The sequence below is a fragment of the Streptomyces sp. NRRL S-350 genome, from assembly GCF_000719705.1.
Taxonomy (GTDB): domain Bacteria; phylum Actinomycetota; class Actinomycetes; order Streptomycetales; family Streptomycetaceae; genus Kitasatospora.
In genome coordinates, this window is record NZ_JOHO01000049.1 from 28,033 (window position 1) to 48,574 (window position 20,542).

The 20,542-nt window shown below is 72.3% G+C and carries 20 protein-coding genes; 6 read left to right on the forward strand and 14 right to left on the reverse strand.

All coding sequences use genetic code 11. The features are described from left to right. Positions 1–10 precede the first annotated feature (10 nt). A complete protein-coding gene (locus IF30_RS0130655) occupies positions 11–493 on the reverse strand; it encodes a Fur family transcriptional regulator (RefSeq protein WP_051711584.1) in 483 nt (160 codons plus the stop codon). A gap of 116 nt (positions 494–609) precedes the next feature. After that, positions 610–1,212: an FABP family protein gene (locus tag IF30_RS0130660; protein ID WP_030244518.1), complete on the reverse strand. Its 603-nt coding sequence runs from the start codon at positions 1,210–1,212 to the stop codon at positions 610–612. A 348-nt stretch (positions 1,213–1,560) separates the two neighbouring features. On the opposite strand from IF30_RS0130660, the gene IF30_RS0130670 reads away from it, so the two are divergent. Beyond that, positions 1,561–1,923, forward strand: a complete 363-nt coding sequence (locus IF30_RS0130670; protein ID WP_030244521.1) for a DsrE family protein — start codon at positions 1,561–1,563, stop codon at positions 1,921–1,923. 40 nt (positions 1,924–1,963) lie between these two features. On the opposite strand, the gene IF30_RS0130675 is transcribed toward IF30_RS0130670, so the two are convergent. From IF30_RS0130675 to IF30_RS0130700, 7 genes are all read right to left on the reverse strand, one after another. Then, complete coding sequence (locus IF30_RS0130675) at positions 1,964–2,302, reverse strand: DUF3099 domain-containing protein (RefSeq protein WP_078891844.1); 339 nt, start codon at positions 2,300–2,302, stop codon at positions 1,964–1,966. 63 nt (positions 2,303–2,365) lie between these two features. Then, the gene (locus tag IF30_RS0130680) at positions 2,366–2,656 is read right to left on the reverse strand and encodes a DUF1416 domain-containing protein (RefSeq protein ID WP_030244525.1); all 291 of its coding nucleotides are present in this window, start codon (positions 2,654–2,656) and stop codon (positions 2,366–2,368) included. Between the two features lie 39 nt (positions 2,657–2,695). After that, positions 2,696–3,532 (reverse strand): sulfurtransferase, encoded by an 837-nt coding sequence (locus IF30_RS0130685; RefSeq protein WP_030244527.1) that lies wholly within the window; start codon positions 3,530–3,532, stop codon positions 2,696–2,698. A 230-nt stretch (positions 3,533–3,762) separates the two neighbouring features. After that, the gene (locus IF30_RS50850; RefSeq protein ID WP_350517234.1) at positions 3,763–3,843 is read right to left on the reverse strand and encodes an Ms5788A family Cys-rich leader peptide; all 81 of its coding nucleotides are present in this window, start codon (positions 3,841–3,843) and stop codon (positions 3,763–3,765) included. Between the two features lie 301 nt (positions 3,844–4,144). Further along, positions 4,145–4,879, reverse strand: coding sequence for a DUF2993 domain-containing protein (locus tag IF30_RS0130690; protein WP_051711586.1), 735 nt, complete (start codon positions 4,877–4,879; stop codon positions 4,145–4,147). 193 nt (positions 4,880–5,072) lie between these two features. Further along, positions 5,073–6,602 carry a hypothetical protein gene (locus IF30_RS0130695; protein ID WP_051711588.1) on the reverse strand — a complete coding sequence of 510 codons (1,530 nt, stop codon included), beginning with the start codon at positions 6,600–6,602 and terminating at the stop codon, positions 5,073–5,075. 5 nt (positions 6,603–6,607) lie between these two features. Further along, positions 6,608–6,901 carry a MoaD/ThiS family protein gene (locus IF30_RS0130700; RefSeq protein WP_051711590.1) on the reverse strand — a complete coding sequence of 98 codons (294 nt, stop codon included), beginning with the start codon at positions 6,899–6,901 and terminating at the stop codon, positions 6,608–6,610. Positions 6,902–7,586: 685 nt separating this feature from the next. Here IF30_RS0130700 and IF30_RS0130705 point away from each other — a divergent pair. From IF30_RS0130705 to IF30_RS0130725, 5 genes are all read left to right on the forward strand, one after another. Next, entirely contained in the window at positions 7,587–8,318 is a 732-nt protein-coding gene (locus IF30_RS0130705; RefSeq protein ID WP_030244535.1) for a response regulator transcription factor, read from the forward strand. Between the two features lie 145 nt (positions 8,319–8,463). Continuing rightward, entirely contained in the window at positions 8,464–9,522 is a 1,059-nt protein-coding gene (locus IF30_RS0130710) for a LacI family DNA-binding transcriptional regulator (protein WP_030244538.1), read from the forward strand. Between the two features lie 139 nt (positions 9,523–9,661). Next, positions 9,662–10,900, forward strand: coding sequence for a S1C family serine protease (locus tag IF30_RS0130715; protein ID WP_324605670.1), 1,239 nt, complete (start codon positions 9,662–9,664; stop codon positions 10,898–10,900). Positions 10,901–10,967: 67 nt separating this feature from the next. Next, positions 10,968–11,738 carry a response regulator transcription factor gene (locus tag IF30_RS0130720; RefSeq protein ID WP_030244541.1) on the forward strand — a complete coding sequence of 257 codons (771 nt, stop codon included), beginning with the start codon at positions 10,968–10,970 and terminating at the stop codon, positions 11,736–11,738. Between the two features lie 59 nt (positions 11,739–11,797). Further along, on the forward strand, positions 11,798–13,246 hold the full coding sequence (locus IF30_RS0130725; protein ID WP_030244543.1) for a sensor histidine kinase: 1,449 nt from the start codon (positions 11,798–11,800) through the stop codon (positions 13,244–13,246). A 135-nt stretch (positions 13,247–13,381) separates the two neighbouring features. Here IF30_RS0130725 and IF30_RS0130730 read toward each other — a convergent pair whose 3' ends face one another. The 5 genes from IF30_RS0130730 to IF30_RS0130750 form a co-directional block, all read right to left on the reverse strand. Continuing rightward, positions 13,382–15,181, reverse strand: a complete 1,800-nt coding sequence (locus tag IF30_RS0130730; RefSeq protein WP_030244545.1) for a bifunctional metallophosphatase/5'-nucleotidase — start codon at positions 15,179–15,181, stop codon at positions 13,382–13,384. Positions 15,182–15,362: 181 nt separating this feature from the next. Next, positions 15,363–16,712, reverse strand: coding sequence for an ATP-binding protein (locus IF30_RS0130735; RefSeq protein WP_030244547.1), 1,350 nt, complete (start codon positions 16,710–16,712; stop codon positions 15,363–15,365). A gap of 87 nt (positions 16,713–16,799) precedes the next feature. Then, entirely contained in the window at positions 16,800–18,389 is a 1,590-nt protein-coding gene (locus IF30_RS0130740; protein ID WP_051711592.1) for an SCO6880 family protein, read from the reverse strand. Between the two features lie 7 nt (positions 18,390–18,396). Next, entirely contained in the window at positions 18,397–19,632 is a 1,236-nt protein-coding gene (locus IF30_RS0130745; RefSeq protein ID WP_030244552.1) for a hypothetical protein, read from the reverse strand. Between the two features lie 40 nt (positions 19,633–19,672). After that, on the reverse strand, positions 19,673–20,542 hold an 870-nt coding region (locus IF30_RS0130750), incomplete at its 5' end, for a hypothetical protein (RefSeq protein WP_324605671.1).

Genomic DNA, 20,542 nt, shown 5'->3' on the forward strand with positions numbered 1-20,542 from the left:
ACCGGCCAGCTTACGGCCGGCCGCCGGCGAGCTTGGCGGTGCAGTCGGCGCAGCGGCCGAAGATGGCGAAATGCTTGAGGTCGGTGTCGAAGCCGTGCTGCGCGCGCAGGCTGTCGATCAGCGGCTGGGCGATCTCGGTGCCGGTCTCGGTGACCTTCTCGCAGTCCCGGCAGACCAGGTGCAGGTGGTGGTGGCGGCCGGCCAGGTGGTACGTCGGGGCGCCGTGGCCGAGGTGGGCGTGCGAGACCAGGCCCAGCTCCTCCAGCAGCTCCAGGGTCCGGTAGACGGTGGAGATGTTGACGCCGCTGGCGGTCTGCCGGACGTGGCCGAGGATCTCGTCGGGGGTCGCGTGGTCGAGGACGTCGACGGCCTCCAGCACGAGCTGCCGCTGCGGGGTGAGCCGGTAGCCGCGCTCGCGCAGGTCCGCCTTCCAGTCGTCGGAGAGGTGCCAGTCGCCGGAGGGCTGCCAGTCGGTGGTGCCGGTGTCCGCCACGGTGCTGTCCCTGCCAAGGTCGGGGTTCCTGATGCAAGTGTAGGGACCGGCGGCGGGCCGGTCCCTACGCTTGCGCGGACTGTAGCTGTCGGCTGTAGCTGTCGGCTGAGCCGTGCCTACTTGAAGAAGGCGATGCCGTCGTCCGGCAGGTCGTTGATGTCCTTGATCAGCTGGGCCGGGCTGAGCACCTTCTTCAACTGCGCGGACATGTACGGGCGCAGCGGCACGTTCGGGGCGGCCTTCTCGCCGACCCAGAGCAGTTCGCCGTTGACGAAGCCGTACAGCCGCTTGCCGCCCGAGTACTCCGGCGAGCCCTCGATCCGGGCCACCGCGTCGGTGGAGACGTCGACCTGGGGCTTGCCGTCGGCCAGCTCGCCGTACCAGATCTCGACCGTGCCGTCGTCACGGACGGAGGAGATCTCGATCCCCCGGACGCCGCTGGTGCCGTCGTGGTTGCTCGTGATGCGCCAGAACGCGTGCTCGTTCTCCAGCGGACGGACCTTCTCGCCCTCGTTGTCCAGCACCCAGGTGCGGGAGCGGAACTCCAGGAAGGGGCGGCCGTCGTGCCGGATCACGATCTCCTGGCCGAAGTTGCACTTCTCCTCGCCCGGGCCCCCTTCACCGGGCAGCGGGGCGTACACGCCCGCGCCCTCCCAGGTGCCGAGGAGGAAGGCGAGCGGCACGACGTCCTTGTGGAGGTCAGAGGGGATCTCGATCATGTTCCTGGTCGCTGTCGTCGTCGGGGTGGGGCTGCCTCAACCGTACGGCAGGCTCAGCGCTGGCCCTGGTAGAGCTTCATCACGGAGAAGATGGCGAACCAGGTGATCAGCACGGCGACGAACGCCAGCAGACCGTCGAAGAAGATTTCCAGACCGGACACGGGGGGCTCCCAGGCGGCGACAGTGTGGTGGATTTTGCTGCGCTCACTGTATCGGCCGGGCTCCGGCCGGTCGCGGTGAGCCCCACCACGTCGCCGTTCGCGCCGCCGCTACCACGCCGCCCAAGGTTTCCCCAAGGGTTCCGGGGATGACGGACGGCGGGGGTGACGGGCCCTCTAGGGTGGCGCCATGTCGAAGAAACTGGTCATCAAGGTCACCGCAGGGGCGGACGCGCCGGAGCGGTGCTCACAGGCGTTCACGGTGGCGGCGGTGGCCGTCGCCAGCGGGATCGAGGTGTCGCTCTGGCTGACCGGGGAGTCCTCGTGGTTCGCGCTGCCGGACCGGGCGGCGGAGTTCGAGCTGCCGCACGCGGCGCCGCTGCCGGACCTGCTGGACGCCATCCTGGCGGCCGGCTCGGTGACGCTGTGCACCCAGTGCGCGGCCCGGCGCGGGATCGAGCAGAAGGACACCGTCGAGGGCGTCCGGATCGCGGGCGCCCAGGTCTTCGTCAGCGAGATCATGGCGGACGGCATCCAGGCGCTCGTCTACTAGGCCGCGCACCGGAGCCCGCGGTCCGGCCGTCGGCCGCGGGCTACGTGTCCCGGGAGTCGCGCCGCTCGTGGTCGGGGCGGTCCCGGTCGTGGCCGGGCTCGTCCCACTTCGGGTCCTCCCAGCGCGGGTCGTTCCACCAGTCGTCGTCCGGATCCCGCTTGTTGGCGAACACCGCGGCGACCGGCGGGATCACCATCGCGACCACGCACATGCCGATCGCCGCACCCACCGAGTAGAAGCGCACCACGCCCCAGGCCATGACGAAGAGGCCGAGGCACACGCCCATCATGGCGAAGTAGTAGCGACGCCGCCGCCTTGCCTGCACCCCTCCACGGTACGGCCGAGGGCCCCTGCTCGGCAGGGGCCCTCGGCGTGGCATCCGTACTGACCGGACCGGTCGATCCGCTCGATCAGCTCCGACCGGTCGATCCGCTCAGACCGCTCAGACCGCGATCGCGACCTCGACGGCGGCGCCCTGGGAGGCCACCACCTGGCGGTCCACGGTCTGGCCCGGCACCAGCGCGCGCAGGGTCCACTTGCCCGGGCGGGCGAAGAACCGGAACTGGCCGGTCGCCGAGGTCGGCACCTCGGCCGTGAACTCCCCGCCCTCGTCCAGCAGCCGGACGTAGCCGTTGACCGGCTCGCCGTCTCGGGTCACCGAACCCTGGATGATCGTCTCGTTCGCCACGTCAACTCCTGCCAGGTCCGGGCCGCCGGCCTTCGCACCGCACATGTCTGTCCTTCCCTTCTGACTTACGGGTCGAGCCGGGGCTCAGTTGCTGCCGAGCTCGATCGGCACGCCGACCAGGCTGCCGTACTCGGTCCACGAACCGTCGTAGTTCTTGACGTTCTCCTGGCCGAGCAGCTCGTGCAGCACGAACCAGGTGAGCGCGGAGCGCTCGCCGATGCGGCAGTAGGCGATGGTGTCCTTCGCCAGGTCGATGCCCTCGGCCTCGTAGAGCGCCTTGAGCTCGTCGTCGCTCTTGAAGGTGCCGTCGTCGTTGGCGTTCTTGGCCCACGGGATGTTGCGGGCGCTCGGCACGTGGCCGGGACGCTGCGACTGCTCCTGCGGGAGGTGCGCCGGGGCGAGCAGCTTGCCCGAGAACTCGTCGGGCGAGCGGACGTCGACCAGGTTGAGGTTGCCGATCGCGGCGATCACGTCGTCGCGGAAGGCCCGGATCGAGGAGTCGGCGGCCTGCGCCTTGTACTGGGTGGCAGGGCGGGCCGGCACCTCGGTGACCAGGTCGCGGGAGTCCAGCTCCCACTTCTTGCGGCCGCCGTCCAGCAGGCGGACGTCACCGTGGCCGTACAGCTTGAAGTACCAGTAGGCGTACGAGGCGAACCAGTTGTTGTTGCCGCCGTACAGGACGACGGTGTCGTCGTTGGCGATGCCCTTGGCGCTGAGCAGGGCCTCGAAACCGGCCTGGTCGATGAAGTCGCGGCGGACCGGGTCCTGCAGGTCCTGCTTCCAGTCGATCCGGACGGCGTTGCGGATGTGGTTCTTCTCATACGCGGAGGTGTCCTCGTCCACCTCGACGATGACGACCTTCGGGTCGTCCAGGTGGGCCTGGACCCAGTCGGCGTCGACCAGGACGTCGCTGCGGCTCATGGTGGTGTTCTCCATCCGTGGGCGGTTGGCGGAAGGTGCTGCTCAGGAGGTGCTGCAGGGCGCCCGGCGGCTACGGTCCGAACCACCGTCCGAATACTGGGACGGGGTGGGGCACCGGCACGCCCGGGCAGGGAACTGCGGAGTACATCGGCGCCGACCCGCGGGCACGGCCGGGCACGGTCACCGGAGAGATCGACGGTGGGCGTCAACTACCCAGCCGGAACGCCGAGTCAGCGCATTCGACACAGACAGGCGGCCACGCGGCACAGGTCTACCGCCCGCCGCTTCGTGAGGTCCGTCTGTCGCTTCATGCCGACGATGCTAGGGACACCGACGGCCCGCTGTCATCAGCGTATCGAATAATGAGATCAAATCGACCGCATGGCGGGATTCGACGTGGATCCGACCCGGCGGGCCCGAGCCGGCCGGGCTCCAGGGGCCGACCTGGGGCGCACAACGGGCGAAAACGGCACCGCTCCGCGGTCGGCGCTGGAACAGCGCGTCTCGCGGAGCGGAACGATTCGGTGGCCAGCGCGGCAACGCGGCAACGCGGCAAGGCGGCAAGGCGGCGGGCAGGGAGCGGGCGGCAGGGCGGACCGCCGCGGCACCGGCTCAGCCCAGGAGCTTGACACCCTTGCCGTCGAAGGTCAGCTGCAGGCCCTCGGGCAGCGGCGTCACACCGTCCTGGTCGCCGTCCTTCGGGGCCAGCTTCAGCCCGGCCGGCAGGGCGTCGAGGGTGAAGCTCATCGGCTCGATCTGCTGGTTGGTGACCCCGGCGAGCATCCCGGCCAGGGAGGTCAGCCGGAAGCCGTCCACGGTGACGGTGTTCCCGTCGTTGTGCACGCTGCCCTCACCGACCGCGATCGGCCCCAGCGAGGCCTTGACCTTGCCCGGCCCGCCGTACGACAGGTTCAGCCGGGTGCCGCTGCCCACCGGCAGCTTCGCCCCGCGCAGCAGCTGGGAGGCCGGCGGCAGCAACTGGGCGAGGTCCGGGTAGGAGATCACCCCGCTGCCGGTGCCGCTGTCCACCGTGGCGCTGCTCATGCTGTCGCTCACCTTGACCCCGGCGAGCTTGGCCTTGAACGAGTGCAGCGCCACCTGGTGGGTGCCGTCGCCGACGGTCAGGCCGTCGGCGGAGATCCGGACGTCGTCCAGCTTCATCGACAGCACCTGGGTGAGGAACGGGAAGCCCTCGATCGAGACGTCCGGCCGCTGGCTCATCCGGCCGCTCTTCACGATCCGGTCCGCGGCCTCGTCCTCGGCCACGCCGACCGCGATCCGGTCGGCGCCCACCAGGAGGCCGCAGAGCACCGCCAGGCCGATCGTGGCCTTCAGCCATCCGCGCATCGTGTCCCCCGTCGTCGCCGGTCGCCGTAGTCGGTCGCTGTGGTCGGTCGCTGTGGTCGTCGTTCGCCGTGCTCGTCCGCCGTCCTGCGGCGGCCGCCGGACACGGCCGCTCCGCACGACCGTACGACGTCCCGCCCCGGAGCATGGTTCCGGGGCGGGACGCCGTCGGGAAGGGCCGCCGGCCCGACGGGGGTCAGGCCAGCAGGTCGGTGGCCATCCAGATCAGCGGCGCGGCCACCGCGAGCGGCAGCGCCACGCCCGCCGTCATGTGCACGAAGCGCGACGGGAAGTCGTACGCCGCCACCCGGCGGCCGATCAGCGCCCCCAGCCCGGCGAGCGCACCGAGCACGACCGGCGCGCCGACCAGCAGGCCCAGCGCCACGGCCGCGACCAGGCCCAGGACCGGGCCCAGCTGCTTCGGCCCGGGCAGCGGCGCCGCGGCCAGCACGGTGGCCAGCGCGACCGCGCCAACCCCGGCCGGCACCCAGTCGGCCAGCAGCAGCGTGGTGCACAGCACCGTCACCACGGTGGCCGAGCCCAGCACCGTCAGCGCGTAGAACCGCTCCTTCGGGTCCGACGGACGGAACGTCTGCAGCACCAGGACCAGCAGGAAGAACCCGCCCAAGCTGCCCACCACCGCCGCCACGCCGCCGTCGGAGTCCGCCAGCAGCACCGCCGCGTCCGCGGTGAACCCGGCCAGCGCGGCGAGCAGGATGCCCTGCCGGGCCGGCCACATGCCGTTCAGCCGGAACCAGCCGGCCGCGGTCAGCAACTGCAGCAGCGCGACCACCAGGGCCAGCCCCACCTGCCCGAGCGCGGCGCCGGCGGCCAGCAGCGCGGCCGTGCCCGCCGTGATCAGGGCCGGCTGCAGACCGGGGTCGACGATCGGCGAACCGGTCCGACCACGCGGGCCGGCCGCCGCCACGGGCTGCGCCGGGGCGGCCGCGAACGGCGGCGTGCCGGGAACGCCCGTCGGACTCCCCGGACCTGCCGCACCCGCCGGGCCGGGGGCGCCCGGGCGCTTGAGCGTCATGGTCGGCGGGTCGAAGGCCTCCGCCGTCTGCTGCGCGGCAGCGGGCTGCGGCGCCGGGGCGGGCACCGGGGCCGCGTGCCGGGCTCGGGACGGCTGCTGGTGCTGGTGCGGCGGCTGAGGCTGGGCCGGCGCCTGCTGCTGGTGCTGCTGGGCCAGCGGCTGCTGCTGGTGCTGCTGGGCCGGCTGCTGCTGCGGCTGGTTGGTGTACTGCGGCTGGTTCGGGTACTGCGGCTGCTGCTGCTTGGGCTGAGACTGCGGCTGCGGCCGGCGCTGAGCCGGAGCCTGGTGGCGCCCCGGAGCCTGCCCGGGGTGCTGCGGCGGCGCGGCCCGCCGCGCGGTGGGGGGCGCGACCGGCATCGCGCCGGAGACCACCACCGGCGGCAGCAGCGTGGTGGCCGCGGCGTCGTCCGTCGCGGGCACCGGCGGCAGCACGGTGGTGGCGGCCGGGTCGTCGAACGCCGGCACCGGCGGCAGCACCGCGGTCGTCTCCGGGTCGTCCACCGGGTGGTCGTACGGCCGCTGGTGCCCGGGCTGGCGGCCGGCCTGCTGCGGCGGGTACTGCGGGTGCTGCCCGTAGGGGTGCTGCTGCTGCGCCTGCTGCTGGTGCGGCTGCTGTGCCTGCGGCTGGTGCGGCTGCTGCTGCGGCCACTCGCCGTAGCCGCCGTGGTTCGGGTTGTTCATGTCCGTCACGCCGCTCAGCCTCCCGCGAACGGCGGGAGGACCTCGACCGTCCCGCCCTCGGTCAGGGCGACCGTCGCATGGTCGCGGCCGCCCACCTGGGCGCCGTCGACCAGGTAGGAGGAGTGCCCGAGCAGCCGGACGAACTTCGGCCGGTCGGCGTGCCGCTGCCTGGCCGCCGCCAGCGCCTCCGCCAGGGTCGCCGCCTCGTACGGCTCCTCGGCCAGGCCGGCCTCGGACTTCGCCGCCGCCCAGTAGCGGATCGTCCCGCGCACCCGGGCGCCGCTCGCGGGCTCGGTGGTCGCGCCCATCGGGCCACCCCTCTTCGTCGTCCTCGCCCGGCCCCGGTACCCCGGTCCGGCTCGCCACCGGGGCGTCCGCCCGCCACCCGAACGGTGGACCCGCGCAACGCCGCCGATGTGCGTCCCATGATGGCGGGTCCACCGCCGTGACCGGCAATCGCCCTGGCCCCACGGGTGCCGGACGGCGCTCGAAGCTGTGTCCAGGCTCACCCGGCGCACGCCCGAAATGGGGGAAGCGCCGCCCCGGGGCACTCCCGAGGCGGGAGGAGGTCGGCTATCCTCGATCACCAAGAGGGATCCGGGCAGAGTCGCCCCCGGGTCCTTTTGTGCTTTCAGGACGCCAGTACGGACGTTCGTGCGATTCGTCGGACCACCCCCGGCGCGCCGCAGGAACCGCCCCGTCCGACGCGGCACGATGACGTGCCCCGGCCGGCCGGGACGTCGCCACCGGCGCCGGGCCGCCGCCCGGCACCGGACCAGACACCGGAGGGTTCACGGTGATGAACAGGGCAGAAACGGTGCGCCAGGGGTTGCGGGACCCCCGGCAGAGCCGCCGTCGCGCCCTGCGCGCCGCGCGCTCCCCCGGTGCACCCCATGCGCCCGTCGTCCTCTCCTCCCCCTCAGCACGTACGCCATCCGGCTGTGGCGGCAGCCGTCACGCGACCGCGACGACCCGGAAAGGGGACCACCGGGTATGAGTTCTCTCCTCCTCCTCACCAACGCACTGCAACCCTCCGCCGAGGTACTGCCCGCCCTCGGCCTGCTGCTCCACAACGTCCGGGTGGCCCCCGCCGAGGGGTCGGCCCTGGTGGACACCCCGAGCGCGGACGTCATCCTGGTCGACGGCCGGCGCGACCTGCCGCAGATCCGCAGCCTCTGCCAGCTCCTGCGCTCCACCGGCATCGGCTGTCCGCTGATCCTGGTGGTCACCGAGGGCGGCCTGGCCGCCGTGACCGCCGAGTGGGGCATCGACGACGTCCTGCTGGACACCGCGGGGCCGGCCGAGGTCGAGGCCCGGCTGCGGCTCGCGCTGGGCCGCCTCCAGATCGTCACCGACGACAGCCCCATGGAGATCCGCAACGGCGACCTCTCGGTCGACGAGGCCACCTACTCCGCGAAGCTCAAGGGCCGGGCGCTCGACCTCACCTTCAAGGAGTTCGAGCTGCTCAAGTACCTCGCCCAGCACCCCGGCCGGGTCTTCACCCGGGCGCAGCTGCTGCAGGAGGTCTGGGGCTACGACTACTTCGGCGGCACCCGGACGGTGGACGTGCACGTCCGGCGGCTGCGCGCCAAGCTCGGCGTCGAACACGAGCAGCTGATCGGCACCGTGCGCAACGTCGGCTACCGCTTCGTCGTCCCGGAGAAGCCCGAGAAGGGCGAGCGCCCCGAGCACGCCCACCGCCCCGCCAGCCCGCTGGAGGCCTGAGACGCCGGGCGGGCTTCGTCCCCCGCCCGGCTTGTCCGGTTCCTCCCGGAGCCGCCCGTCGGCTGCCCGTCGGCCGCCCGCCGCTCGCCCGCCGACGGCCCAGGTCCCACTGCCGCCCCGAAGGCCACACGCGTAGACTCCCCCCGTGGCCAAAGTGACGCGCGACGATGTAGCCCGGCTGGCTGGTACCTCGACCGCGGTCGTCAGCTACGTCATCAACAACGGGCCGCGCCCGGTCGCGCCCGCGACCAAGGAGAAGGTGCTCGCGGCGATCGAGCAGCTCGGCTACCGGCCGAACAGCGTCGCCCAGGCGATGGCCTCCCGCCGGACCAACCTGATCGGCATGGTCGTCCCGGACGCCCGCCAGCCCTTCTTCGCCGAGATGGCGCACGCCGTCGAACGGGCCGCCTCCGAGCGCGGCAAGCTCGTGCTGATCGGCAACTCCGACTACGTGGACGACCGCGAGGTCCACTACGTCCGCGCCTTCCTCGGGATGCGCGTCTCCGGCCTGATCCTGGTCAGCCAGGGCCCCTCGCAGCGCGCCGCCGAGGAGTTCGCCGCGATGGAGGGCGCCAAGGTCGTGCTGCTGCACCGGCGTCCCGAGGCGATCGACGACGTCGCGGTGGTCACCGACGACGTGGGCGGCGCGGAAGCCGTCGTACGCCACCTGCTGGAGTTCCACGGGCACCCGTACGTGGCCTGCTTCGGCGGCCCGGTCGACTCCCCCGCCCCCGGCGACCCGGTCATCGACCACGTCGAGGGCTGGCAGCGCGCCATGGACGCGCACGGCGTCCCCACCGAACCGCACCTGATCGACGCCCCCTTCCACCGCTACGGCGCGTACGAGGTCGCGCTCGGCGTGCTGCGCTCGCCGGACCGGCCGCGGGCGATCTTCTGCTCCACCGACGACCAGGCCATCGGCGTGCTGCGGGCCGCGCGCGAGGTCGGCCTGCGCGTCCCCCACGACCTCGCCGTGGCCGGCTTCGACGACGTGCCGGAGGCCGCGCTCGCCGACCCGCCGCTGACCACCGTCGCCTCCGACCGCGACGCGATGGCCCGGGCCGCGGTGGACCTGGTGCTGGACGACTCGCTGATGGTGCCCGGTTCGGACACCGAGCGGGTCCGCAAGTTCCCGTCGCGCCTGGTCATCCGCCGTTCCTGCGGCTGCGACGGAGCCGCGCCCGGCCGCACCGGAGCGGAGTGAGCGGCCGGAGCGGATCCGGAATCTCCGACTCCGCTCCGCAGGCCGCCTGACCAGGCTTTATGAGAACCCAACGGGCTTCTCTCCCCCTTCTGAGCCGGTTCTCATCCACTCCTCATCCACCAGGCGGAGCTTGGTCGGCATGAGCGAACAGCAGCGGCACCCCCACGAGCAGTACTCCGACGGTCAGTACTCGGGCGGTCAGTACTCGGGCGGTCAGTACTCCGGCGGTCAGCACTCGGGCGACCAGCACTCCGACGGGCGGTACGGCCCGGCCGAGCCCCGGGTGATCGAGGGCACCGTGCTCGGCACCGGCAGCGACGCCGCCGGCGCCCCGGTCGGCCACGGCCACCACGAGGACCGCTCCGGCGGCAACTTCGACGGACCGCCCCCTCCCCCGCCCATGCCGCCCGAGCCTCCCACCCTCCAGGGCCCCGGCTCCCCCGAGGGCCACGGCGGCCACGGCGGCCGGGCCCGGCGCGGCCTGCTGCGCGGCCGGCTCGCCCTGGTGACCGCCGTCGCCGCGGTCGCCGCCGTCCTCGGCGGGGTCACCGGCGGAGTGATCGCCGCGGACCGGCAGGCCGCCGACACCCGGGTCGGCACCGTCGCCAGCCCCGTCTCCGCCCGCAGCGACGGCAGCGCCAACGTGCCGGCCATCGCCGCCGCCGTATCGCCCAGCGTCGTCCAGATCACCGTCAAGAACGCCGACGGCACCGCCACCGGCACCGGCGTCGTCCTGGACAAGGACGGCCGGATCCTCACCAACTACCACGTGATCGACACCGCGGCCCAGGGCGGCCGGATCACCGTCACCTTCAAGGACGGCTCCACCGCGCAGGCCACCGTCACCGGCACCGACAAGTCCCTCGACGTCGCCGTGATCACCGCGACCGGCGCCAAGAACCTCGCCCCCGCCGTCCTCGGCGACTCCTCCGCCGTCGCCGTCGGCGATCCGGTCGTCGCCATCGGCAACCCCGACGGCCTCACCGGCACCGTCACCTCCGGCATCATCAGCGCACAGAACCGCGACGTCACCGTCCAACTGGACGAGGGCACCACCCGCGGCAACGGCGGCTTCGGCTTCCCCAGCCTGCCCGGCCTGCCCGGCCTGCGCGGGAACACGCCCCAGTCGAACAGCGGCAGCACCACGACCTACAAGGCCTTCCAGACGGACGCCGCCCTCAACCCCGGCAACTCCGGCGGGCCGCTGATCAACGCCAACGGCCAGGTCATCGGCATCAACTCGGCGATGTACGCCCCGAGCGGCACCAGCTCCACCGCCGGCGGCGGCACGGCCGGCAGCGTCGGCCTCGGCTTCGCCATCCCGATCGACGACATCAAGCAGGTCCTGCCGAAGCTCGAAGCCGGCCAGAACGTGTAGTCCCCGGTCCCCACGACGGACAATTGCTCCCAGCAGGCCCTCCACCGACGAGAAAGGGCAGCCGCCCATGACCCCGTCCGCCGACGACCGCACCCCCGCCGAGCCGGGCCACCCCTCCGCCCGGCTCCTCGTGGTCGACGACGAACCCGCCCTCCGGGACGCCCTGGAGAGCAGCCTCGCCTTCGAGGGCTACGAGGTCGCCACCGCCACCGACGGCTACGAGGCCCTGGAGTCCGTCGAACGCGACAAGCCCGACCTCGTCCTGCTGGACATCATGATGCCCCGGATGGACGGCCTCACCGCCGTCCGCCGGATGCGCTCGCGCGGCGACACCGTCCCGGTCCTGATGCTCACCGCCCGCGACGCCGTCGGCGACCGCGTCACCGGCCTCGACGTCGGCGCCGACGACTACCTCGCCAAGCCCTTCGAACTCGACGAACTGCTCGCCCGCGTCCGCGCCCTGCTGCGCCGCAACGCCCTCGCCGCCGAAGCCGCCGCCCGCGCCGCCGCCGAGGACGAGAGCGAGGTGCTCGCCTTCGGCGACCTGCGGATGAACACCGCCACCCGCGAGGTCACCCGGGCCGGCAAGCCGATCGAGCTCACCCGCACCGAGTTCATGCTGCTGGAGATGTTCCTCTCCCACCCCCGCCAGGTCCTCACCCGCGAACAGATCCTCAAGGCGGTCTGGGGCTTCGACTTCGAGCCCTCCTCCAACTCCCTGGACGTGTACGTGATGTACCTGCGCCGCAAGACCGAGCAGGGCGGCATGCCCCGACTGATCCAGACCGTGCGCGGCGTCGGCTACGCCCTGCGCCCGGCAGCCGGCGCCGGCGCGTGACGACCGTTCCGCCCCCGCCCCTGGCCCCGCCCCGCACACCCGGCCGGCGGCACCGCCTCGTGCACTGGCTCCGCTCCCGCTCCCTGCGCAGCCGCCTCACCTTCCTGAGCGCGGCGGCGGTGGCGGTGGCCATCGCGCTGTCGGCACTGGCGTGCTGGTTCATCGTGGAGAAGCAGCTCTACAACCAGGTCCGGACCGACCTGCTCAGCGCCGAGCCGGAGCCGCTGCGAGGCGGGAACCCGCCCTGCGGCGACACCCCGCAGGAGGCGCTCGCCATCTCGCTGGCCACCCCCCGGAGCAGCCGCCCCCCGGCGGACCTGGGCAACCCGCCGCTGCGGGACACCCAGAACGTCTCCTCCGACCTGTCCCACGTCTGCCTGCCGCTCGGCTCGAAGCGGGCGATCGTCATCCAGCAGAGCGACGCCAAGGTCCTCGGCCTCAAGAAGGGCCAGTCCGTCGTCCGCGAGGGGCAGTACACGGACGGCTCGCCCGCCATGGTCCGCCTGGCCTGGTACCCGAACGCGACCATCGGCTACCCGCCGGTCCTGGTCATGGTCGCCGCGCCGACCCAGCCCGTCGAGGACTCCCTCCAGGGCCTCGCCATCCTCCTCGGCTCCGTCTCCGTCGGCGGCATCCTGCTCGCCGCCGCCGCCGGCCGCCTGGTCGCCCGTTCCGCCCTCAAGCCGGTCGACCGACTCACCGACGCCGTCGAGCACATCGCCCGGACGGAGGAGGTCGGCACCACGATCCCCGTCCACGGTCACGACGAGATCGCCCGCCTCTCCACCTCCTTCAACTCCATGAGCACCGCCCTCGCCAACTCCCGCGAGCGGCAGACCCGGCTGATCGCCGACGCCGGCCACGAGCTCCGGACGCCCCTCACGTCCCTGCGCACCAACGTCGACCTGCTCATCCGCAGCAACGACACCGGACGCCCGCTGCCCCCGGCCACCAAGACCAAGCTGCTCGGCAACATGAAGGCGCAGATGCAGGAGCTCACCGTCCTGATCGGCGACCTGCTCCAGCTCTCCCGCCCCGACACCCCGAAGAGCGGCCCGGCCCTCACCGTCGTCGCCCTGCACGAGATCGCCGGGCGGGCCGTCGAACGGGCGAAGCTGCGCGGCCCCGGGCTGGTCTTCGAGACGGCCGTCGAGCCGTGGTACGTGCACGGCGACGCGGCCGGGCTGGAGCGGGCGGTGATCAACCTGCTGGACAACGCGGTCAAGTACAGCCCGCCCGGCGGCACCATCGACATCCGGCTCCGGCAGGGCGTGCTGACGGTCCGCGACCACGGCCCGGGCATCCCGCCCGAGGAACTCCCGTACGTCTTCGACCGGTTCTGGCGCTCGCCGTCCTCGCGGCAGCTGCCCGGCTCGGGCCTCGGACTCTCGATCGTCGCGCAGAGCGTGCGGGAGGCCGGCGGCGAGGTCACGCTCGGCCCGGCCGCGGACGGCGGTCCCGGCGCGCTGGCCGCGGTCCGGCTGCCCGGCGGCCCCGCCCCCGAGTAGCGGCCCCCGGCCGGCGGCCCCGACCAGCGGCCCCGGCCGGCGTGCGGGAGCGGCGGGGCGGAAAAGCGGACGGGCGGGGCGCCCCGACAGCGCCCCGCCCGTCCCCGGGGCCTCACGGCCCCGACCGGCTCACGGTCAGTCGATGTCGCTGCCCGGGCCGATGACCTTGATGCGGTCCTGCGCCGGGGCCTGCAGCGGCGCGCTCGCCGAGCTGTGGGCACCCAGGTAGGCGGTGAAGACGTCCAGGTCGGAGGCGCCGACGAGCTTGTCGGTGCCCGCCGCGAAGGCCGGGAAGCCGTCGCCGCCGCCGGCCAGGAACTCGTTGGCCGCGACGCGGTAGGTGGCGGCCGGGTCGACCGGCGCACCGTTCAGCCGGATCGAGTCGACCAGCACCCGGTCCGCGCCGGTCTTGCGCATGTCGAGGGTGTAGTGCAGGTTCGCCGACGCCTGGAGGATCTTCGGCGCGGCGTCGTTGGATCCGCTGACCTGCTGCTGGAGCAGTTGGACCAGCTGGGCGCCGGTCAGCGTCTTGACCTGCATCATGTTGGTGAACGGCTGGACGGTGAACGCCTCGCCGTAGGTCACCACGCCGTCGCCCTCGCCGCCCGAGGCCTTGTAGACCAGGTCGGAGCGGATGCCGCCCGGGTTCATGAAGGCGACCTGCGCCCCGCCCTTGTCGGCCGGGGAGAGCCCCGCCAGCTGTGCGTCGGCGATCACGTCGCCGAGCGGCTTCTCGAGGTCGCTGCTGCCGCGGCCGTTGATGTCCGAACCGATGTAGCCGATCGCGCCGTTGGCGATCGGGGCGGCCAGCTTGGAGTAGTGGTCGACCAGCGCCGTCATGTCGGGCGCCTTCTCGACCGTGCGCCGCACCACGTGGTTCTCGGCCTTGACCGAGGGTCGGACGATCTCGCCGGTGGTCTTGTCCAGCTTCATGTCGATCTCGGTGAAGAGCCGGCCGAAGGAGGCGGCGCTGGTCACCGAGCGGGGCACGCCGTTGGGGTCGGGGATGCTGCACGCGTACGCGTTGTGGGTGTGACCGGTGACGATGGCGCCGACCGCCGGGTCGATCTTCTTCGCGATGTCGACGATCGGGCCGGAGATGCCCTGGCCGGCCGCACCGCAGTCGTAGTTGTAGACGCTGCTGGCCGGGTACCCGCCCTCGTGGACCAGCGCGACGATCGAGTTGACACCCTTGGCCTTGAGCTCGGCCGCGTACTTGTTGATCGTGGTGACCTCGTTGGCGAACTTCAGGCCCTTGACGCCCTCGGCGGTCACGATGTTCGGCGTGCCCTCCAGGGTGACGCCGATGAAGCCGATCTTCACGCCCTGGGACTTGGTCACCCAGTACGGCGGCAGCAGCGGCTTGCCGGACTTCTCGTCGGTGACGTTCGCCGACAGGTAGTTGAAGTTGGCGCCCTTGAAGGTCCGGCCCGGCTCGTAGCAGCCGTCCGTCGGGTGGCAGCCGCCCTCCTGCATCCGCAGCAGCTCCTGCGCGCCCTCGTCGAACTCGTGGTTGCCCACGGAGGTGACGTCCAGGCCGAGCTTGTCCATCGCCTCGATGGTCGGCTCATCGTGGAACAGCGCCGAGGTCAGCGGGCTGGCGCCGATGATGTCGCCGGCCGCGACGGTGATCGAGTCGTCGGCCGGGATCCGGGCCTTGCGCAGCTCGGTGGCCAGGTACTCGATGCCGCCGGCCGGGGTGGCCACCTCCTTGCCGGTGGCCGGGTCGATCTCCTTGATCGTGCCGGACGAGCCGGCCGGGGGCTCCAGGTTGCCGTGGAAGTCGTTGATCGCCAGCAGCTGGAGGTTGACGGTCTTGTGACGCTTGGCGTTGGCGTCGGCGGCCTGGGCGGCCGTCGGCACGGCCACCGTGCCGAGCAGACCTGCGGCGGCGACGACGGCGAGCGCCGTCCGTCGTGATCTGACGGTGAGCATGAGGGGTCCCCTGCACCTCGGAGGGCACCGGCTGCGGACAGCATCGGCGTTCGGGCATGTGTTGCGCCTGTGCAGCCTAGGGTCAACGCGCGTAGCTGTCAGGACGTCCAACGTAACGAGAGGATTACCGCCTGACGAACCATCGCCGCCCGCGGGGTCCGCAAGCTGCGCGGACCGGCCCTCAGACCCCCGGCTCGGCGGCCAACTGCCTCTCCGCCCGCACCCGTTCGGCCACCGCGTCCTCGGTCATCGCACGGTCGGTGTACACCAGCGGCCGCTCGGCCTCGGTGATGATGTGCTTGACCACCTGCACGTTGCCGTTGACGTCCCACACCGCGATGCCCGGCGACAGCGTGGGAATGATCTCCACCGCCCAGCGCGGCAGGCCCAGCACCCGGCCGGTGGCCCGCGCCTCCTCCGCCTTCTGCATGTAGATCGTCCGGGTGGAGGCCATCTTCAGGATCGCCGACGCCTCCTTGGCCGCCGCACCGTCCACCACGTCCGACAGGTGGTGCACCACCGCGACGAAGGACAGGCCCAGTCGGCGGCCGAACTTCAGCAACCGCTGGAACAACTGCGCGACGAACGGGCTGTTGATGATGTGCCAGGCCTCCTCGACCAGGAAGATGCGCTTCTTCCGGTCCGGCCGGATCCAGGTGTGCTCCAGCCACACCCCGACGATCGCCATCAGGATCGGCATCGCGATCGAGTTGCGGTCGATGTGCGAGAGGTCGAAGACGATCAGCGGTGCGTCCAGGTCGATGCCGTCGGTCGTCGACCCGTCGAACATGCCCCGCAGGTCACCGTCGACCAGCCGGTCCAACACCAGGGCCACGTCCAGACCCCAGGACTGCACCTCGTCCACCGCGACGCCCAGGGACTCCACCGAGGACAGCTCGGGGCTGCGCAGCGTGTCGATGATGTCGTCCAGCACCGGCTGGCGGTCCTTCACCGTCGCCACCACGTGGGCGTGCGCCGCCTTCAGCGCGAAGCCCGCCCGCTCCTCCAGCCCGCGCCCCATCGCCACCTCGACGATGGTGCGCAGCAGCGACAGCTGGCCGGTCTGGGTGATCGCCGGGTCCAGCGGGTTGAGCTTCACCCCGCCGTCCCGGGCCGCCATCGGATCCAGCCGGATCGACTTTATGCCCAGCGCGTTGGCGATCAGGTTCCACTCCCCGACGCCGTCCTCGCCCTGCGCGTCGAGCACCACGACCTGACGGTCCCGGAACCTCAACTGCCGCAGCACGTACGTCTTCTCCAGCGCCGACTTGCCGTTGCCGGACTCACCGAGCACCAGCCAGTGCGGGGCCGGCAGCTGCTGCCCGTACAGCTGGAAGGGGTCGTAGACGTACCCCTTGCCGCTGTACACCTCGCGGCCGATGATCACGCCCGAGTCGCCCAGCCCCGGCGCCGCGGTCGGCAGGTAGACCGCCTGCGCCTGGCCGGTGGAGGTGCGCACCGGCAGGCGGGTGGTCTCCACCTTGCCGAACATCAGGCTGGTGAAGGCCTCGGTGAGGTTGCCGAGCGCCATGGGCGGCCTCCTGACGGGTCAGCGGGTGGTCTGGCGGGACGATCGGGTGGTCCGGGGAACGAGCGGGTGGTCCGGGGACGGACCCGCTCAGCGGCGGATGCCGGTGGCGAACGGAAGGGTGTTGACGAAGGCCCGGTGGTGCTCGCGGTCGCACCACTCCAGCTTGAGGTAGCTCTTGCCGGCCGAGGCCCGGATGGTCCGCTTGTCCCGGGCCAGTGCGTCGGGATTGCGCGCGGAGACCGTGATGTACCCGACCAGGTTCACTCCCGCCGCGCCGGAGGCCAGGTCGTCACCGCGCTGGTCCACCCGGCCGGTGTGGGCCAGGTCGCGCGGGTCGACCGTGCGGTTCATCTTGGCCGCGCGGCTCGCCTCGGCCTCGTCGTTGGTCTTCTCCGTCAGCATCCGCTCGATCGCGACGTCGGTGGGCTCCAGGTCCATCGTCACCGCGACCGTCCGGATCACGTCCGGGGTGTGCACCAGCAGCGGCGCCAGGAAGTTGACGCCCACCGGGGTGAGCGGCCACTCCTTGATCCACGCGGTGGCGTGGCACCACGGCTCCCGGGTAGCCGACTCGCGCGTCTTCGCCCGCAGGTACTGCGGGTGGGTCGCGTCCAGCTCGGCCGGCCACGCGTTGCGCCGGGACATCGCCTGGATGTGGTCGATCGGGTGGTCCGGGTCGTACATCGAGTGCAGCAGCGAGGAGAGCCGGGCCTGGCCCAGCGGCTGGCGCACCCGGATGTCCGCCTCCGCCAGCCGGGCACAGATGTCGGTCAGCTCGCGCGCCATCACGGCCGCCAGCCCCTCGTCGTCCCGCGCCCCCCGGTCGCCGGCACGCTTCCCGTCGGCACTGCGGCCCATCGCGTGAGCCTCGGCGGCCAGGTCACGGGTGTAGTGCATGCAGGCCACCAGGTACGCCCGGTGCTGCTCCGAGGACGTCGACACCATCGACTGCAACTGGTCGTACGAGTCCTGCAACCAGCGCGGCGCATCGTGGTTGCCCCGGCGCTCCACGTCCTTGGCGTGCGCGTCCGGGTCGGCCGGCAGGGTGCGGGCCAGGATCTGCAGCCGGGTCACGAAGCCGTCCCCGTTCGCGACGTGCTTCAACAGCGTCCCGAAGCGGTCGACCAGCGCCTCCTGGTCCTCCGAGTCGCGCAGCCCGACGCCCGGGCCCTCGATCTCGATCGCGGCCGTCACCGTCCGCCGCTCCAGGTGCATCAGCACCCCGACCTCGTCCGGCCCGAACGGCGCCGTCAGCCAGCGCAGCCGCCCCACCCCCGGCGGCGGCCCGACCTCCACCTCCCGCCCGTCCAGCCGGGTGCCGGCGTCCATCACGTCCGACCGCCACACCGCCCGCCCGCTGCGGACCGTCCGGCGGTAGGTCCGGTTGATCTCCACCCACTTGTAGAACGTCCGCTTGCGGTACGGCACGTACACCGCCGCGATGGCGAGCAGCGGCAGCCCGAGCAGACCGCCGATCCGCAGCGGCAGGATCGGCATCAGCAGGCCCCAGAGCATGCCGAGGAACGCCCCGAAGATGATCAGCAGGATCTCGCCGGACTCCCGGTTCCGGCCGATCGGCGCGTTCGGGCGGGCCTTGCCGATCAGGTAGGTGCGGCGCTGGTGCACGTACGGCTGGGCGTACTGGGCGCCGTACTGGCCGAGCGGTTCGCTGCTCACTTACCCGTCACCCCCCCTTCGCTGGATTGCTGTCGCGGATCGGAACCGGAGTGGCCTGCGGCGGCCCGGCCTGCGGCGGCGGAGCCGGCGTCCGGCCGGCGTGCGCGGCGATGCCCGGCGCGACCGAACCGCCGCCCGCGCCCCCGCCGCCACCGCCCGCACCGGCCGACCCGCGGTCGCCGTGCGTGCTGATGCCCTGCTTCATCAGGTTCGCGGTGCCGTTGATCATCGCCGAACCCGCCTGCACCGCGCTGGCCCGGGCCTGGCGCATGTTCAGGATCTCGTCGCCGAAGCCCGGCACGAAGCGGTAGATCGCGGCACTCGCGAAGATCGACAGGAACAGGATCGCCAGCCCCGACAGGACACGGGCGAAGTCGTCGCTCGCCCCCGCCCCGGTCGCCACCGCACCCGCCAGGCCCAGGATGATCACGATGATCGGCTTCGCCAGGTCCACCGCCAGCATCACCCCCGCCCACCGGCGCACGTGCTTCCACAACTGCTTGTCCACCAGGCCCGCGTACACCGCCGTGCCCAGCAGCGCGCCCACGTACAGCATCGCCGCCCGGATCAACAGCTCGATCCACAGCACCGCCGCCGCCAGCACCGCGACCAGCGACACCAGGACCAGGATCAGCGGGCCGCCGCCGACGTTCCCCTTCTCCAAGGTGTCGGCGAACCCGCCGAGGTACGACCCGGTGTCCGTCTTCGTCCCGACCGCGACCGCCTTGGTCAGCCCGTCCGTCACGCTCACCACGGTGTACAGGATCAGCGGCGTGAACGCGGACGCCACCACCGTCAGCCACAGGAAGCCGATCGCCTCCGAGAACGCCGTCGTCAACGGCGCCCCCCGCACCGCCCGCTTCGTCACCGCCAGCAACCACAGCACCAGCGTGATCACCGTCGACACCGCGAACACCACGGCGTACTGCTGCAGGAACGACGCATTGGTGAAGTCCACCTGCGTCGTCCCGTCGATCGCCCCCGACAGGTTCCGCACCACCCACGCCGCAGCCTGCGCACAACTCTTGGCCAACGACCCGAGCGGATCGGTCACCGTCCCGACGGTGCCGCTCCCGGGGAGCGAACCACTACCCGGCGGTGCGCAGTAGACGTCGTTACCAGGAAGCGGCACACCGGGACAGCTCGTGTTGGTCGCACCGGTAGTAGGCGTTGGTGAGGGCTCCGCCAGCGCACGATGTGCCGTCGCCACGACCGAAACGGCGCCGAACAGCGCCAGTCCCATGACGCGGCCGACAGAACGCCGAACAAGGCCCGAGCTACCGTCAGCGGGCATAGCGGAAGCCTCCGAACTGCTGGACGGCACCAGTGATCTCCTCGGCGGTCGCGGCCTGCTGGTCCGGCGGAACGGGGGCCGGCCCAGACACCCGGCTGAAGTCGGTGAGCTTCCAGTCCGTACCTGTCCACCGCAGGCTGAGGGTCAGCGTGAACCACTCCTGGGACACCGGTTTGACCGAGCTCTCACCAGCGAGCCCGAACAGCCCGGTGCACCAGACCTCGACCTTGACGCCGTCCTCGTTGTAACCGTTGCTCTTGGTCCCGACCGGAATCGTCCGGCTGACGAACGTCAGCCCCTTGGGCGGCCGTCCCTGCGCGTCGACTCCGAACCTGGCTGCGGTCTCGGGCGAGAAGCCCTGGTCGAGTCGGGTCTGGAGTCCCGGGGCCGCGCCGGGGTCGGCGATGGTGGCGACGATGGTGTGTCGGCTGTCGGTGCGGAACATGTCGGCGGAGCCGATCGCGACCGCGTAGTTGGCCGCGGCGGACTGGGCGCCCTGGTCGGTGTGCGGGTAGCCGGTGGGGATGCCGTTGGCGGTGGTGGTGACGGGTTGGTCGCCGCTGGGGGCGGGGCCTGCGCCGGTGGGTGCGCCGGGGGTGGCGTGGTCGGCGGAGGTGCCGCTGCCGGGGTCGGGTTTGCCGCGGTTGGCGATGGCGATGGCCACGACGAGCAGGGTGACGACCACGAGGATGGTCAGGAGGGTGCGCAGGGGCCGTGACTGGCGCAGGCTCGGCTGGGGCGTGGGCTGTTCGGCGACCGGTAGCCGCGTACGGGTGTGCGGCTGGTCGTCGGACAACGGCACGGCGGCCCTCCTGGTGCGGGGAGCCGGGGGCGGCTCCGGGGGCCCTCCGTCCGGGGG

Bases quoted from the DNA above. Each gene is read 5' to 3' on its own strand.
- IF30_RS0130690 (WP_051711586.1), bottom strand. From the start codon at position 4,879: ATGCGCGGATGGCTGAAGGCCACGATCGGCCTGGCGGTGCTCTGCGGC.
- IF30_RS50850 (WP_350517234.1), bottom strand. From the start codon at position 3,843: ATGAAGCGACAGACGGACCTCACGAAGCGGCGGGCGGTAGACCTGTGC.
- IF30_RS0130660 (WP_030244518.1), bottom strand. From the start codon at position 1,212: ATGATCGAGATCCCCTCTGACCTCCACAAGGACGTCGTGCCGCTCGCC.
- IF30_RS0130700 (WP_051711590.1), bottom strand. From the start codon at position 6,901: ATGGGCGCGACCACCGAGCCCGCGAGCGGCGCCCGGGTGCGCGGGACG.
- IF30_RS0130670 (WP_030244521.1), top strand. From the start codon at position 1,561: ATGTCGAAGAAACTGGTCATCAAGGTCACCGCAGGGGCGGACGCGCCG.
- IF30_RS0130715 (WP_324605670.1), top strand. From the start codon at position 9,662: ATGAGCGAACAGCAGCGGCACCCCCACGAGCAGTACTCCGACGGTCAG.
- IF30_RS0130685 (WP_030244527.1), bottom strand. From the start codon at position 3,532: ATGAGCCGCAGCGACGTCCTGGTCGACGCCGACTGGGTCCAGGCCCAC.
- IF30_RS0130675 (WP_078891844.1), bottom strand. From the start codon at position 2,302: ATGCCACGCCGAGGGCCCCTGCCGAGCAGGGGCCCTCGGCCGTACCGT.
- IF30_RS0130720 (WP_030244541.1), top strand. From the start codon at position 10,968: ATGACCCCGTCCGCCGACGACCGCACCCCCGCCGAGCCGGGCCACCCC.
- IF30_RS0130680 (WP_030244525.1), bottom strand. From the start codon at position 2,656: ATGTGCGGTGCGAAGGCCGGCGGCCCGGACCTGGCAGGAGTTGACGTG.
- IF30_RS0130730 (WP_030244545.1), bottom strand. From the start codon at position 15,181: ATGCTCACCGTCAGATCACGACGGACGGCGCTCGCCGTCGTCGCCGCC.
- IF30_RS0130705 (WP_030244535.1), top strand. From the start codon at position 7,587: ATGAGTTCTCTCCTCCTCCTCACCAACGCACTGCAACCCTCCGCCGAG.
- IF30_RS0130745 (WP_030244552.1), bottom strand. From the start codon at position 19,632: ATGGGACTGGCGCTGTTCGGCGCCGTTTCGGTCGTGGCGACGGCACAT.
- IF30_RS0130735 (WP_030244547.1), bottom strand. From the start codon at position 16,712: ATGGCGCTCGGCAACCTCACCGAGGCCTTCACCAGCCTGATGTTCGGC.